At 60.8% G+C, this 14,616-nt stretch carries 12 protein-coding genes; all 12 read right to left on the reverse strand.

The window, feature by feature from the left end; genetic code table 11:
• Nucleotides 1-443: 443 nt before the first annotated feature.
• Nucleotides 444-2,303: a DUF3732 domain-containing protein gene (locus tag ACYG9Y_RS15840; RefSeq protein WP_023740041.1), complete on the reverse strand. Its 1,860-nt coding sequence runs from the start codon at nt 2,301-2,303 to the stop codon at nt 444-446.
• Nucleotides 2,300-2,746, reverse strand: a complete 447-nt coding sequence (locus ACYG9Y_RS15845; RefSeq protein WP_023740042.1) for a three component ABC system middle component — start codon at nt 2,744-2,746, stop codon at nt 2,300-2,302. The genes ACYG9Y_RS15840 and ACYG9Y_RS15845 overlap by 4 nt, the downstream gene beginning before the upstream one ends.
• Complete coding sequence (locus ACYG9Y_RS15850; RefSeq protein ID WP_023740043.1) at nt 2,743-3,957, reverse strand: hypothetical protein; 1,215 nt, start codon at nt 3,955-3,957, stop codon at nt 2,743-2,745. Before ACYG9Y_RS15850 ends, ACYG9Y_RS15845 begins: the two co-directional genes overlap by 4 nt.
• A 389-nt stretch (nt 3,958-4,346) precedes the next feature.
• Nucleotides 4,347-5,330, reverse strand: a complete 984-nt coding sequence (locus ACYG9Y_RS15855; RefSeq protein WP_023689831.1) for a substrate-binding domain-containing protein — start codon at nt 5,328-5,330, stop codon at nt 4,347-4,349.
• Between the two features lie 120 nt (nt 5,331-5,450).
• Complete coding sequence (locus tag ACYG9Y_RS15860) at nt 5,451-6,503, reverse strand: ABC transporter permease (protein WP_023705098.1); 1,053 nt, start codon at nt 6,501-6,503, stop codon at nt 5,451-5,453.
• Nucleotides 6,503-8,020, reverse strand: coding sequence for a sugar ABC transporter ATP-binding protein (locus ACYG9Y_RS15865; RefSeq protein WP_023708941.1), 1,518 nt, complete (start codon nt 8,018-8,020; stop codon nt 6,503-6,505). Before ACYG9Y_RS15865 ends, ACYG9Y_RS15860 begins: the two co-directional genes overlap by 1 nt.
• Nucleotides 8,017-9,030 (reverse strand): LacI family DNA-binding transcriptional regulator, encoded by a 1,014-nt coding sequence (locus ACYG9Y_RS15870; protein WP_031196975.1) that lies wholly within the window; start codon nt 9,028-9,030, stop codon nt 8,017-8,019. Before ACYG9Y_RS15870 ends, ACYG9Y_RS15865 begins: the two co-directional genes overlap by 4 nt.
• A 266-nt stretch (nt 9,031-9,296) precedes the next feature.
• On the reverse strand, nt 9,297-9,761 hold the full coding sequence (locus ACYG9Y_RS15875; RefSeq protein WP_031253596.1) for a GFA family protein: 465 nt from the start codon (nt 9,759-9,761) through the stop codon (nt 9,297-9,299).
• 32 nt (nt 9,762-9,793) lie between these two features.
• Nucleotides 9,794-10,330, reverse strand: a complete 537-nt coding sequence (locus ACYG9Y_RS15880) for an isochorismatase family protein (RefSeq protein WP_023708944.1) — start codon at nt 10,328-10,330, stop codon at nt 9,794-9,796.
• A gap of 80 nt (nt 10,331-10,410) precedes the next feature.
• Complete coding sequence (locus ACYG9Y_RS15885; RefSeq protein WP_031196979.1) at nt 10,411-12,417, reverse strand: amidase; 2,007 nt, start codon at nt 12,415-12,417, stop codon at nt 10,411-10,413.
• 99 nt (nt 12,418-12,516) lie between these two features.
• Nucleotides 12,517-13,473, reverse strand: a complete 957-nt coding sequence (locus tag ACYG9Y_RS15890; RefSeq protein WP_023740045.1) for an SEL1-like repeat protein — start codon at nt 13,471-13,473, stop codon at nt 12,517-12,519.
• Nucleotides 13,470-14,546, reverse strand: coding sequence for an SEL1-like repeat protein (locus ACYG9Y_RS15895; protein WP_156929838.1), 1,077 nt, complete (start codon nt 14,544-14,546; stop codon nt 13,470-13,472). Before ACYG9Y_RS15895 ends, ACYG9Y_RS15890 begins: the two co-directional genes overlap by 4 nt.
• Nucleotides 14,547-14,616: the final 70 nt, after the last annotated feature.

A 14,616-nucleotide genomic window follows, 5' to 3' on the forward strand; every position in this document is an offset into this window, starting at 1 on the left:
CGCGCTGGCGGGCGGCCAAAGCCCGCCAGAGGCTACTCATCTGTGACTAGGCGGCAAGGATCGCGCTTACCAGTCGGGCGGTGCGCGGCGCGAGCGTCAGCCCTATGTGTCAGTAGGCTTCTATCGTCAGAATAGCGTTTTGGAATCGCTTGGCCGAGGTCCTCTGGCGTGATAAGGCGGGTGAGAAAACAAGCACATGCCTACAGGACGTCAGCGGAGCCACGAGCGGACATCTCGGAACCGGGAGCTGAAAGTCGCATTTGGGCCGGAGCGGACTGGCTGGTCTGGCGAGCGACTATGGGATAGCTGCCGTACAGACCCCGACCTCGTTACGGTTGAAACGGCAGCGCTGGTCTCACCAAAAACGGCCACTAGAGTAGGTTGCTGATATGGCGGTTTCAGATCAATTGCGGACATCAGCAAACGTTCGCGCCCGATACGCCCTAGTTCAGCCTGGAAACCGGGATTAGGGCGTTTCCATCTCGGAAAGTTTCAACTAGGTGCACGTTCTTGAGCCCGTCCCAATATCGCGGATTTATGTGCTCGAAGACGATCATCTGGAACTCTTTTCCCATTTCATTTGCCGTTGTGATGAACTGGTCCAAAAGCTCCAGTGCCAACTTGACCTTTGCGACATCGCTCTGGTCGACGTCCTTCTCGCCCTCCCCGTCCTCCTGATCATCCTCGCCCCAGTAGGGCCTGGAGAACTGATCAATAATCAGAAACGGTGCCACGTGAATGCCGCCGTTCCGCATAATCAGTTCATGCAGGCCAAGGAACAGAAACAGGTGGAGGAACATGTGGTTGGAACTGCTGCCAACGTTCTCGGTCGATGCCGTTTTGGGCTTGCGCAGATGAAGCTTCTTTTCCGAGTAGTTGAACGCGGAACGATATTCGCCATAGTTCCCAAGCGCTGCCTTTGTAAGAGAAATATAATCTTGGATTGCCTCGTCGAGAGTCCTGGTGAACAGCTCTTGCCGGTCGTTGACAGGTGACACAGCGAGGTCTTCGATTTCAGCTTCCAGGTTTGCGATCAACGCACTGTTGTCTGGAGCCTTGTCTGACTCTGGATCGCCGTACAGCTCAAGCTTGGCTTTCGTTTCACCGATGAAGATATACTTATCTTTGTCGGTCTCGAAGCTCTCCATCTCAGCAGGAAGTGCTTTAATGTCTGTTTCGAGCTTCTGGCGCTGAGTTTCCAATGTCTTGATAATTTCGGAGATGTTACTGTCCAACGGCGTCTTTCGAGCAGTGGCGTCTTTAATCTTTTGTAGACCCTCGGAAAGCTTTCTGAGGATGTCGTCGAATACCGATGTCCGAACCGTCTCCTCGTAGTTCCTCATCAGATATTCAACGGGCTGGAGGCTATCCACCGTCTCCTTGAGGGTCGCCTTATGATTTCCATACTCCGAAGCGAATTTTCGAAGCCCCCTAATCTTTCTAGAAACTCGGTATATCTGTGAAGAAATTTCCTCATACTGCACGGATACATACAGATCGGAACCAGTCTCTGGCTCTGTCACCATTCGCTTCAACGCGGCGACTGAAGCATCTTCATCTGTATCGTCGGCAACGAGTCCGTATCCCTTCGCCCGCGCGACGGTTTCAGCCAATTGGGCGTTAAACTGATCGCGCCTTTCCTGCGTTTTCGCGATCAGTTTTTCAAGGCGTGCGAGGCTTCGCTCCAACTCAGCCCGCTTCTCTCGCTTCAGTATGTTCTCGACCGTGTCGATCCCCACAGCAATGTCGAATATGCGTGGTAACGCCTCTTGGTAGCGAGGCTCGTTCTGCTTGTCGAAAAACTGATCGCTATGCGTGATTATATCTTGAGAGATCGTGTTGAAGAGCAGGAAGTATCGCAGCGACACCCTAGAGCCGGCTTGCAACGTTCTCCCGCCAAAGGGAATTTTGACGTCTTGGTCGATGCCGAAGTCAGCGCTCAATTGCTTTTTCAAAACATTTTCGCTGACATTCGGGATTGGCGCGGAGTCTGGCACTTCCCCTATTGAGGAGAAGTAGTAATCAGACGATGTGGTCGTTCCTTCCGGTGCGCGTCTTGCCAACGTATAGATTTTATCGTTCACATGAATGCGCAGTCCGTACCAGGCGACATTTTCGTTGATAATGCTCTCAGAAATCCGATGCTTGCTCGCGAACATGCAATAATCGACGATGTCCAGGATGGCGGTTTTACCAGTGTGGCTGTCCCCGGTGACCACGTTCACCTTGTTCGGCAAGAACGTAATGGACCTTCTTTGCTCGGTCTTGAGCCACAGGTGTAGGCTTTCGATGTAGAATTTCATAGCTCGATCCTCGCATTGAGGTAGAAAATTTCAGCATTACCGGAAACGAGGGCAGCTATGTTTGGTGACGCACGCTTGACGCGCTCGGCGCGTTTGCCCATCGATACGTGGAAGGGCAAGTCAGACGCAATCATCGCGCCGCCATCATTCAATTGAAGCACGCCCATCTCATGCAAAAATTGAAGGGCATTGACGGTCGGAGTAAGCGACGCAAAGTATCTCTCGTTGAAATTGTAGAAGAATTCGATGTTGTCGATCAGATACTGCTCAAAACTTACAAAGCGGAATCTACCATCTGCGAGTTTTTTTATCATCTGGCGGTGCGCAACAACTGGCAAAATCAACGCAATTTGGGGAATCGTTAGAAATCCCGCTTCTTTCAGCACAGACGAGATCGCGAACACATTGATCCCGAGATTGTTGTAATATGAACTGAACTTCACTTGTAGCGGTCTTTCCAGTCGCTCAACCAGCCAATCACCGGTCGATCAGAGAGGTCGTAGAACCCGCCATGACTCATGGGTATCGGAAGCTCCTGCGAAGCAAGCGTCAGCTTTCTCTGCCGCAAATCTCCGACAATCGCACGGGCAGATGCGCCCTCGTCACCAGTTGACTGTTGGCCTGAGTAGGTCTGGAGGAACTTGCCTTCCCACATGACGGAAGCCTCTTCCTCCAAATCGTCAATATCGGCTTGGGTGATATCCCCGTCCTGGATCAATCGTTCCATGTTATCGCGAAAGTGCAGCCGCCTGGTGGTGAACTTCGTATGAAACTCAATGTTATCCTCCGAGATGTCACTAATATCCACCAATTGCTTGATGAAGGTCTGGTCGAGGAGATTGTCCGGTAAAATAGGCGGAAATTTCCTGAAAAGCAGACCGCCGCTCCGAGCTTTGTCGAAATACCGCCGGTATTTCTGGGTGAATTCGTCAAAGCTGATCGTGATTTTCTTCCCTGCCTTGACGGTGGCGTAGGAATTCTGCCGTACCTCTGAGTCGATGGCGTGAAAAACGTCGTCAATACGGGATTGGTGTATCTGCTTTTCGGCGATGGACGCTTTGCATAGGTTGATGATTTCGTCCTTCCCCAAAGCGAACGACAGGTGCTCAAAAAACCTCTCTGACACGGCGGCGTCGAGTGAGAGCACGTCATCGATGTAGCCTTGAATCACCTGGTCTTTGCTTTTCGCCCTGAGCGACGTGATATCAGCGACAAGCTCACCATGACTTTTGGTGGTAGCTTTGAAGGCTTCAATGGATATCAGAAGGGCGTTTTTGTCGTTTTCTGACTTGTTGGATGCGAGCAGGAAGCTGGTCTTTTTAAGAAAGGCAAGCTGAGAATCCACGGACGCCCGTCCATCCGCCGGGTCGATGATCAATTTGCACCAGTTCGAAAGCGATTTCCAAAGATCACTGTCCATCGTCGTAAGATTGATGGGAGCGCCCTGTGCGCTCGTCTGAACTGTGTGCTTGAGCTGGACAAGTATATTAGTGCGGTCTGGACGCTCGATATGAACATCATCTAAAACCTCCAAGCCCACAACTTGGCCGATTTTCAGATTTATAAGCTCATTTAGGAAGTAATAATACTGGTAGTCGAAACCAATTGATTTATCTTCCGCACTAGTCGTATCGACACGCGACCTTTCGCTCATGGCCTACCAACAGAATTCGAGAAAACACACCCCAAGTTTGTTACCCCGACACCTAGCAGCTGCAATTCGCTATTTCAATTTACTAACAATGAGATTTGAAGCCAAGATCCAAATCAATTTAACCGATTCAGTCGCTGACTTCCCTTTTCGGGTATTGAGAAGGAAGATCTGGAGATCCTCGCTCGGTTGAATAAATCTCGTCCTGTCCGGAACCGATCCAGCTCAGCCTGTGCGGAGGTGGCGAGTATGTCCGCTTCCGACCGGTCGAAATGGCCGACATGCGGTGCGACGCTGCCATTCTTCGGCACCGGCCAGCGCTCCCTCCCAAACAAACAAGGCCCCTCCCGGGGCCTTGCGCATCACCTCAGTGCCGGGCTCTAATTCCCCCCTCACTTCCCCATCAGCTGCTTGGCATTCTCGGCCGTGATCGCGGTGGTCTCCACAGTCACCGTCTTGTCCACCTCGGTCGCGCAGTCGAGCAGGATCTTTTTCGACATCTCGATCGCTTCCTTGGCGCCCGTCGGGTAGGTGAAGGTTGCGACCCAATCGCCCTTGGCGACCGCCTCGATGCCGCCTGCCGGGCCAGGCAGGCCGTCGGTGCCGATGATCTTGACGTCCTTGCCCGCGCCCTTGGCGGCGAGCAGCGCGCCGGCCGCCATCATGTCGTTGGAGGCGTAGAGCACCTTGATGTCGGGGTGCGCCTGCAGCATGGCGGCGAAGGCGACCTGCGCTTTATCCGGCACCCAGTCGGCGGCCTGCTCGGCGACGATCTGGACCTTCGGGTTGCCTTTCACGCCTTCCTTGAAGCCGTTGAGGCGCTCCACCGCCGGCGTCGAGCTCGGCAGGCCTTGCAGCACGGCCGCCTCGCCGCCATCGGGCAGCAGGGTCTTGGCGGTGTACTTTCCGGCTTCCTCGGCGATCTTGAAATTGTCGCCGCCGATGAAGGCGGTGTAGTCCTTGCCCGGGTCGCCGACCGTCTTGCGGTCAAGCTCGATGACCGGGATGCCGGCATCCATGGCGCGCTTCACCGCCGGCGTCAGCGGTGCGGCCTCGAAGGGCGAGATCAAAAGGATATCGACCTTCTGGGTGATGAAATTGTCGACCTGCGAGGTCTGCGTGTTGACGTTGCCGGCGCCGTCGGCGATCTGCAGCGTGAAGCCGGGCACTTCCTTGGCGGCCGCCTCCAGCTCGTCATTGACGTGCTGGCGGTAGGGCTCGGCATTGTTGGCCTGCGAAAAGCCGATGACGAACTGGCCGTCCTTGGCGCAGGCTTTCACCAGCGGCTCGGCGGCGTAAGCGGAGCCTGCAATGCACAGGCCGGCGCCTGCCAGCAGCACGGCTTTGAGGGTCGATCCTCTTAGTGTCGTTTTCATAACTCACTCTCCTCCTCGTCCGGCCGGGGGGCCAGACCTTGGTTTGACGTTCACGTGTTGCCGTCTCCTCCTTGTTTGTTTGTGCATGTCGTCATCGCAAAACCTTTTGCGCGACATGCACTAACGACCCAACCCCTCGCGGCGGCGAACGAGGGACTGAAGCACTGCCGCCAAAACGATGATCGCGGCGGTCGCGAGCAGCTGCATGGCGGGCGTGATGTTGTTGAGCTGCAGGATGTTGGCGAGCGCGCCCAGCATGATGGTGCCGGCAACGGTGCCGACCATCGAGCCGGCGCCGCCGAACAGGCTGGTGCCGCCGATGACTACGGCGGCGATGGCGGTGAGCTCATAGCCCATGCCGTCATTGGCGCTGCCGAAATTGAACTGGCCGGCATGGACGATGCCGGCAAGGGCGGCGGCAAAGCCGGTGATGGCGTAGACCGAGATTTTCACCATCGACACCGGCACGCCGGATATGCGCGCGGCGCGCTCATTGCCGCCGACGGCAAAGACATAGCGGCCGAAGCGCGTGGTGTTGAGCACGATGGTGGCGATCGCGGCAAAGACGACGAACACAAGCGTCGCCACCGGCACGGTGTTGTTGAACAGCCGCTCGCCCAGCACGGCGAACACCGGCGGCGCTAGGCCCGGCCCTTCGCCATAGGAAATGTTGATGTACTGGTTGCCGGAGACGACCAGCGCCAAGCCGCGCGCGGCCTGCAGGCCGGCCAGCGTGACGATGAACGGCTCCAGCCGGAAACGGGTCGAGATGGTGCCCTGGATGGCGCCGAAGACGATGCCCAAAGCGAGCACGGCGAGGATGGTGGGGATCAGGCCGAAGCCGCCGGAGATCATCATCGAGGCGGTGACGACGCTGGACAGGCCAAGCACCGCGCCGACCGACAGGTCGATGCCGGCGGTGATGATGACGAAGGTCATGCCGATGGCGATGATGCCGGTCTCCGACACGGCGCGCACGATGTTGGCGATGTTGTCGGGGTTGAGGAACAGGATCTCGCCATGGCGGCGCGGCGAGAAGATGATGCCGCCGATCGCCACCAGCACCAGGCCGATCAGGCTCTGGAAGCGCACGATGAGCGCCAGCGGGTCGCGATGCTTTTGAGGCGCCGCCATCACCGGGCTCGCTGCCACTGGATTGTTGTCCTGAGACATCAGGCCTCCCTGCCGTTAGCCGCGGCCAGCACCGTGTGCTCGTCGACGCCGCCCAAGAATTCCGCCACATTGCGCCCCTGGCGCAGCACCACGATGCGGTCGCACAGACCGATCAGCTCCGGCATCTCGCTGGACGCCACCAGAATGCCCAGCCCTTGCGCCGCGAGTGCCCTGAGCCGCTGGTAGATCTCGCCCTTGGCGCCGACATCGACGCCGCGCGTCGGCTCGTCGAGCAGCAACAGGCGCGGATTGCCGAGGATTTCTTTTGCCAGCACCACCTTCTGCTGGTTGCCGCCGGACAGCGCGCCGACGGCGATATCAGGGTTCTTCGGCCGGATGTCGAACTGGCCGAAGGATTCCTTCACCGCCTCGGCCTGGCGGCGCGGCGAGACCAGCCAGTTCGGCGAGATTCTGGATATGACCGACATCACCAGGTTGAGGCCGACCGCCATGCGCAGCATCAGGCCCGAGCCCCGGCGGTCGTCGGTGACGAAGGCGATGCCGGCGTGGCGGGCAGCACTGATCGAATCCAGTTTCACCGGCTTGCCGCCGACAGCAACCTCGCCCTCCCAGCGGCCGGACAGGCCGGTGCCGTAGAGCGCGGACAACAGTTCGGTTCGCCCTGCCCCCATAATGCCGGCCAGGCCGACGATCTCGCCTTCATGGACATCGAGCGAAACACCTTGCGGCGCCTGCCAGCCGGCGCTATCGCGGGCGAGCTTGAAGCTGGCGTTCCTCAGGCTGAGCAGCGGCTTGCCCGCCGCTTTGGCGCGTTGCGGATAAAGCTCATCCAGCGGACGTCCGACCAGCAGGCGCACCAGCTCGGCTTGCGGCGCGTGCGGCTCGGTGATGCCGGCGACGCGACCGTCGCGCATCACCGTCACCCGGTCGGCAATGCCGGGCACTTCCTCCAGCCGATGCGAGATATAGACGATGCCGACGCCGGTGGCTGCGAGTTTTCTCATGATGTCGAACAGCCGCTCGACTTCGCCGACGGTAAGTGCTGCCGTCGGCTCGTCCATGATCAGCACGCGGGAGGCATAGGACAGCGCCTTGACGATCGCCACCACCTGGCGCTGGCCGATCGACAGATCGGCGACCATGGCAGCCGGATCGATGGCGATCTCGATCGCCTCCAGCCGCTTCTTGGCCTCGCGGCGCATTGCCGGCACGTCGAGGAAGCCGCCGGGACGCATCAGTTCGCGGCCGAGGAACAGATTGGCGGCGACGTCGAGCGACGGCACCAGGTCGAGCTCCTGGAAGATGGTGGCGATGCCTGCCGCTTGCGCCTCGCGCGGGTTGTTGAAGCGCACGGGTTTGCCGTCGATCTCGATCATGCCTTCGTCCGGCGTGTAGACGCCCGACAAAAGGTTCATCAGCGTCGACTTGCCGGCGCCGTTCTCGCCGAGCAGCGCATGGATTTCGCCGGCCTTGAGGTCGAAGTCGACGCCGCGCAGCGCCTGCACGCCGCCGAAGCGTTTGACGGCGCCGGTCATTACCAGCAGCGGCGCGGTCATGTTAGCCTCGTGTGGGTCGGCCTTCCGCAGGAGGCGCGCGCCCGCAGAGTCGCCTGCAGCCGCACCGAACGTGGCTCTGAACCGGTCGCCGCGATGCGGGCGCTGAGTAGCGCCGCCGCCTGCCTGCCGATCTCGGTGCAGGGCTGCGCCACCAGCGTCAGCCGCGGCTCGAAACAATCGGCCCATTCGAAATCGTCGAAGCCGGCCAGCGACAGATCGCCCGGAATGCTGAGGCCTTTTTCGCGGATGGCGCGGACGGCTCCGATCGTCGTCATGTTGTTGCCGGTGACCAGTGCGGTTGGTGGCGACGGCAGCGACAGGATGGCGTGGGTGGATGCGGTCGCCGCCGCCGTGTCGACATTCTCGGCCGAGAGATAGTGCGGCACGCACTCAAGTCCATTGGCGGCGAGCGAAGCCTGGAACGCCTCGATGCGCTCGCGCGTCGTCGTCAGGCCCGGCTGTCCGGCGATATAGCCGATGCGCTTGTGGCCGAAGGAGGCGACATGGTCGATCAGCGCGCGCATCGACGTTTCGTTCTCGACGCCGATCTGGTCGAAGCGCTGGTCGGCGAAACGGTCGATCAGAACGCATGGCATCTTCTTGTCGGCGAGATAGTCGATGGCCCGCTGCGGCGAGCCCGACGGCGCCAGGATGACGCCGTCGACGCGGCGCTGATGAAAAGCGCGCACCACCTGCAGTTCGCGGTCGGGATCCTCCTGGGTGTCCGACAGGAAGACCATCAGCCCGAGCCGCGCGCATTCGGCCTCGACCGCGCAGATGATGTCGGTGAAATAAGGGTTGGAGATCGCCGAGATCGCCAGGCCGACGCTGTTGGTGGTCGAGGCCTTCAGCGAGCGCGCCAGCTCGTTGGGCTGGTAGCCCATGGCGGCAATGGCGTCGTTGATCAGCCTCGCCTTTTCCAGCGAAACGAAGCGCGTGTTGTTGACGACATGCGAGACGGTCGACACCGACACACCGGCGCGCCGCGCCACTTCAGCCATTGTCGGCAAGACATATCAGCGCCTGCAAGCGCTCCTCCCTTATGCGTTTCCCGTCCGCTCTGATGGCGGATTTCAAGGGAGCTTAGGGTGATCGAAACGTTTGCGCAATCGATTCGATCGAAATTTTTAGCGGGGCTTATCTCCCCCCTCGAGGGGGAGATGTCGCCGAAGGCGACAGAGGGGGTCGCCGCGCGTGAAGCGCCAACCTTCCATCTGCAGCAAGGACGTCGAGCCCAGTCGCACCGACCCCCTCTGGCCTGCCGGCCATCTCCCCCTCAAGGGGGGAGATTCGCGGTTTCACCGAACTCGGCCACCAGCCCCTCATACGCCTCGAAGGCCGGCAGTGCCTCGTAACTGTGCACCGCAGGCGTGGTTGCCCAAGGCAGCTTCTCGCTGGTCCATGTCTCGATGAACGGCGTGAACCAGCCGGGCTCGTCGAGCATGGTCGGACGCAGATTGACGAACCAGTCGAGCCCTTCGGGGCGCGTGAACATCCAGCTCATGCAATGTGGGCAGAAGAAATGTTTCGAGGCGCCGTGCAGCCCGCCGATCACCGGCTCGCCTAGCGTGATCTCGAAGCCGTCGGAGGGAATGGCGGCGTTTAGCGAATAGGCGCTGGCCGACATGCGCTGGCAGCCGATGCAATGGCAAGCCATGGTCAAAAGCGGTTTTGCGGAAATCTTGAGCCGCACACGTCCGCAGCGGCACCCGCCTTCGGCCGGCAATTTCAGGGTTGGCACGGCAGTCTCCCAGTATTCGAAGCGCCGGCGCTTCAGTCGCCGGTCAGCGCCTTCGTCGTCACCAGCGTGACGCCGGCATCGGTGAAATCAGCATTGTACCGGGCGATGATCTCGGTCGCGGTTTCGCCTTCAGTGTCCAGCGTGGAATGGGCATCGGAAACGACGGTAACGCCGAGGCCCTCGGCCAGGGCGCCCTTGACGGTGCCGGCGATGCAGAAATCGGTTTGCGCTCCGGCGAGCACGACTTCGCCGGCCCCCTGCCCGGCCACCCAGGCGCCAAGCTCGGCATTCGAGAAGGCGTTGCGGACGGTCTTGGAGAATGTCGGCTCGTCCTTGGCCTGGCCGAGTTCCGGCCATACCGGCCAACCCGGCTCGCCGGGCGCCAGCGGATCGCCGGCCGGCCCGTCATGCCTGACGAAAGCAACCTTGCGCCCCTCGCGCCGCGCCCAGTCGATCAGCGAGCGGGTACGCTCGGCGATACCCGGCGCATCATGGATCGGCGGCTCGACGCGCCCGTCGAACATGTTGGTCTGGAGATCGATGACGATGAGGGGAGCGAGGTTTGGCATGGCGCGAAGATAACGCGGGCGATGGGAGGGTCAAGACGGCGAAGCTGCTGATCTCCCCCTTGGGGAGATTACCTGTACCCTCATCCGATTCCGCCGGTCACCACGTAAGCACCAGCCGTGCGTCCATCCTCCAGCCGCATGACGGCCGCAACGATCGAGCCGTAAGCGCCTCGCCACACACTGTGCATTCTTTCGTGCTCGCCGGCGGGCACCAGGATGCGACCGTGAAAGCTTGTCCCGCTGCGCCGCAGAGCGACCGGTTCGCCATTGACGTGAACCTTGACGCCAGCGGTCTCCGCATCGAGTTCAACCGTCACGGCGATCTCGGCCTGGTCTCCTCGCCGCGTCGTCTCGGCAACAAGCGTAAGCCTCGGCGTCGGCGCATCGCTGGCCCGCAATCCACCAGGCCGCCCCGCAAACACATCGTCCGGCAATTCCGGCGTGCGCGGCGGGCTGGTGCGGCGTTGGGTGGCGCGCTCGTAATCGCCGGCGAGCCGCAGCAACTCCGCATCATCATAGGCCTTGCCCGCAAAGGTCAGCCCGACCGGCATGCCGATATCGGCCATCGTTCCCATAGGCACGGTGACGGTCGGAATGCCGAGATGACGCCACACCAGATTGCCATTGGCGACCCAGGTGCCGTTGCGCCAGGCGATTTCTGCAGAGGTCTGGTTGACGTCGGCATCGGCCGGGCCGACATCGGCGACCGCCGGCAGCACGACGGCGTCGAGCCGGTTCGCGTCCAGCCAGTCCTCGAAGTCGATGCGCCGCGTCGCCTCCAATCCCTTGAGACCTTCCGCCAGCGTTGGGATATCCAACAATGGCATCACGCCCTGCTTGGCGCTCGTGACGTAGTCGGCCAGATCGAAACCGTCGTCGCCATAGCGGTCCGGCAGCGCGCCCGGCGGCTGCGGGAAAATCTTTGGGCCGTCGACCGCAGCCAGATCGGGGATCGCCGGATCGGCATTTGCGCGCAGGAAATCGTCCCAGCCCCAGATGCAGAGATCCCAGATTTCGCGCTCTGCAAAGGCTTCCGGCACCAGCCCGCGTTCGACCATGGTTTTTGTGCCCGGACGGTCGCGCTCATAGTTCGAGACGACGGGGAAATCGACCTCGACCACCTCCGCGCCGAGCTTTTCCAGGTCACGCGCCGCCTGCCGCCAGAGGTCGAGCACCGAGGCGCGGGTCTCGATGGGTTTGGGCGCGCCGCCGTCGCGGCCGATATACATTTTCGGCACGCCGAGGCGTTTGCCTTTCAACGAGCCCTCCAAGGCTAGTGTAGTGTAGCTTGGCGGCCTGAGATCAGCGCTTTTCGCGATCGACACCCAGGGCTGCGCGCGCCAGAAATCGCCGCGCGTCTCGGCATCGTCGGCGACGATCACATCGAGCAGCTCCAGCATGTCGGCAATGCCGCGCGTGTGCGGCACCACCACATCCATGGTCGGCACCAGCGGCCAGTTGCCCCTGACCGAAATGACGCCGCGCGACGGCGTGTAGGCGACAAGTGCATTGTTGGACGCCGGCGCGCGGCCGGAAGACCATGTTTCCTCGCCGAGGCCGAAAGCGGCGAAGCTGGCGGCGGTGGCCGTGCCTGAGCCGTTGGACGAGCCGGAAGCGAAGGCCGCGGTCAAATAGTCGGCATTGCAGGGGCTCTCGGCGCGGCCATAGACGCCGCGCTGCATGCCGCCATTCGCCATTGGCGGCATGTTGGTCAGCCCGATCAGCACAGCACCACCGGCCCTCAGCCTGGCAATGGTGAAAGCGTCCTCATTGGCGACGAGATGCTCGAAGGCGGGCGAGCCAGCAGCCACCGTCAGGCCCTTCACCTTATAGCTGTCCTTGGCGGTGTAGGGGATGCCGTCGAGGGGCCCGAGGGTGGCGCCATTGCGCCGCCGCAGGTCGGACGCCGCCGCCTCCTCGAACATTGCCGGGTTAAGCACCGGCACGGCATTGAGCGCGATGCCATGGCGGTCGTAGTGCGCGATGCGCCTGAGATAAGCGCCCACCAGCTCGACGCTGGTGACGGTGCCGGCCTCCAGCGCCCGGCGCAGGTCGGCAATCGAGGCTTCGACGATGTGGAGGGGCATGGGATTCTCGAGATGCAGCGGCAAATGAATCTTCGCATCGTGCGATGCGAGTGTCACGCCTCAAACGGAAGGCGTGACGGCGACGCTTATGCACTCGGCTCATAGCATCTTGCTGTCGAGCTGGCCGTTTTCCTTCATCAGGTCGAGATAGGTCTTGGCGCCGGAACTGCCGTGGCCTGCCGCCTTGAAGAACCATTTGGCGGCTTCCTTGTAGTTTGGTTTCCCATCGACGCCGCGGTAGTAGAGCGAGCCCAGACTGAACTCGGCATCGACGCTGCCGGCCTTTGCGGCTTCCAGCCACCAGGACTCGGCAGCCTTGTCGTCTCTGGCAATGCCCACGCCGTTGGCCGAGGCATACGCTGAGGCGAGCTGGGCATCCACATTTCCCTGCCGCGCCGCCTTGAGCCACCAGCCCGCCGCATCCGCACTGCTTTGCGCAACGCCAACACCCTCGCAATAGGCCGTGCCGAGCGCTTTCTGCGCGAATGCATTGCGCTGGTCGGCGGCTTTGCGCCAGAGCCTTGCCGCCTGAACGGGGTCCTTCGTTACTCCTAGACCATCCCAATACAGTCCACCGAGAGCGAACTGCGCAAGGTCATTGTCCTTGTCGGCAGCCTTGCTCAGCCACTCGAACGCCTGCCTTTCATCCTTCCCGACGCCCTGCCCGTCCCGATACACGACCCCGACATTATACTGCGCTACCACATGGCCTTGGACAGCAGCCTTCATCCACCATCGGAAGGCCAGATCATTGTCTTGCGCAACGCCGCGGCCCTGGCTGTAGAGGATACCAAGCAGATATTGAGCGTCGGCGTTTCGCCCGTCGGACGCCTTTTGCGCCCAAGTCGCGGCCAACGCATCGTCCCGTCCCACGCCTTCGCCGAGCGAATACGCCCGGGCCAGATTGGCACCGGCTTCGGCATTCCCCGCTTCCGCGGCCTTGCGCCACCAATAGACCGCCTGCTCGGCGCTCTTCTCGACGCCTTGGCCCATCGAATAGTATCCGCCCAGATTCGACTGGGCGAACACAAAGGCCTGATTGGCGGCTTTGCTCATCCACGCAAACGCCTGGCCGTCGTCCCAGGGGTACCTTTTCCCTGGCCATAAGCGGCCGCCACCGCGTATTGCGCTTCTGTCAGACCGGTGGTTGCGGCCTTCATCCACCACCCGAACGCAAGGCGGTCATCCTGCTCAACGCCGTGGCCCCGCGAGTACAAAGTGCCCAGCAAAGCCTGGGCATTCGGCTCACCCAGATCGGCTGCCTTTTTCACCCACACTATGGCGGCTTGATCATCCTTCTTGACGCCTTGGTTAAGATAGTAGGCGCGTCCGAGACAGAAAGCGGCCTCCAGGCTTCCTTGGTCAGCCGCCTTGCGCCACCATGAGGCAGCCTGCTCGAAGCTTTGCGCAACACCCCGACCCTGCGCATACAGGACGCCGAGGGCGTACTGAGCGTTCGTATTGCCCTTGTCGGCTGACTGCCTGGAAAACTTCAACGCCAGTTGATCGTTTCTTTCGACCCCTTGGCCATTTAAATAGACTTGGCCGAGAGAATATTCAGCCTCGCCGCTCCCCTGATCGGCCGCCTTGCGCCACCAATAGAGCGCCTGCTCATAATTTTGCGCGACCCCTTGGCCCTGCCAGTACAACACGCCGAGCTGGTACTGCCCATTCATGTTGTCTTTATCGGCGGCCTTTCGTGAGAAACTCTCGGCAAGCCGACTGTCCTTTTCAACGCCCCTGCCCATAAGGTAGGCCTGACCCAGTGCTGCTATGGCTTCCGCATTGCCGCCATCGGCGGATTTCTTCCACCAATACACCGCCTGGCTGTCGTTCTGAGCCACGCCCTCCCCGCGCCAGTACAGCGCACCAAGCTGCCCTTTTGCGTCAACATTGCCAGCGTCCGCCATGATCTTCATTTGACGGAATACCTCGGCATAATCCTTTGCCTGGAGAGCCGCTGCACCCTTTTGTGCCGCTGACCACTGCACATAGTAATTTCGGCCAGGACCGAGCAGCACAAAAGCCGCCAGCAACACCAGAACGACGATAAGGACCCCTCGGCGACGCGACTTGGGCGGGCTGTAGACAGGTGTATCCACTTTGGGCGCCCACTCGTTGTTGCTCACCGTCCCCAATCCATTTGCAGCCACCAGTAATCCATAGCGCAAGCCAGGCTGTTCTGGAATATCCAAAGCA

It is taken from the genome of Mesorhizobium sp. W050, assembly GCF_054719535.1.

Excerpts from the sequence above, each read along its gene's own strand:
- ACYG9Y_RS15890 (WP_023740045.1), bottom strand. The coding sequence starts at position 13,473 with ATGAGCAAAGCCGCCAATCAGGCCTTTGTGTTCGCCCAGTCGAATCTG.
- ACYG9Y_RS15840 (WP_023740041.1), bottom strand. The coding sequence starts at position 2,303 with ATGAAATTCTACATCGAAAGCCTACACCTGTGGCTCAAGACCGAGCAA.
- ACYG9Y_RS15885 (WP_031196979.1), bottom strand. The coding sequence starts at position 12,417 with ATGCCCCTCCACATCGTCGAAGCCTCGATTGCCGACCTGCGCCGGGCG.
- ACYG9Y_RS15865 (WP_023708941.1), bottom strand. The coding sequence starts at position 8,020 with ATGACCGCGCCGCTGCTGGTAATGACCGGCGCCGTCAAACGCTTCGGC.
- ACYG9Y_RS15850 (WP_023740043.1), bottom strand. The coding sequence starts at position 3,957 with ATGAGCGAAAGGTCGCGTGTCGATACGACTAGTGCGGAAGATAAATCA.
- ACYG9Y_RS15860 (WP_023705098.1), bottom strand. The coding sequence starts at position 6,503 with ATGTCTCAGGACAACAATCCAGTGGCAGCGAGCCCGGTGATGGCGGCG.
- ACYG9Y_RS15880 (WP_023708944.1), bottom strand. The coding sequence starts at position 10,330 with ATGCCAAACCTCGCTCCCCTCATCGTCATCGATCTCCAGACCAACATG.
- ACYG9Y_RS15855 (WP_023689831.1), bottom strand. The coding sequence starts at position 5,330 with ATGAAAACGACACTAAGAGGATCGACCCTCAAAGCCGTGCTGCTGGCA.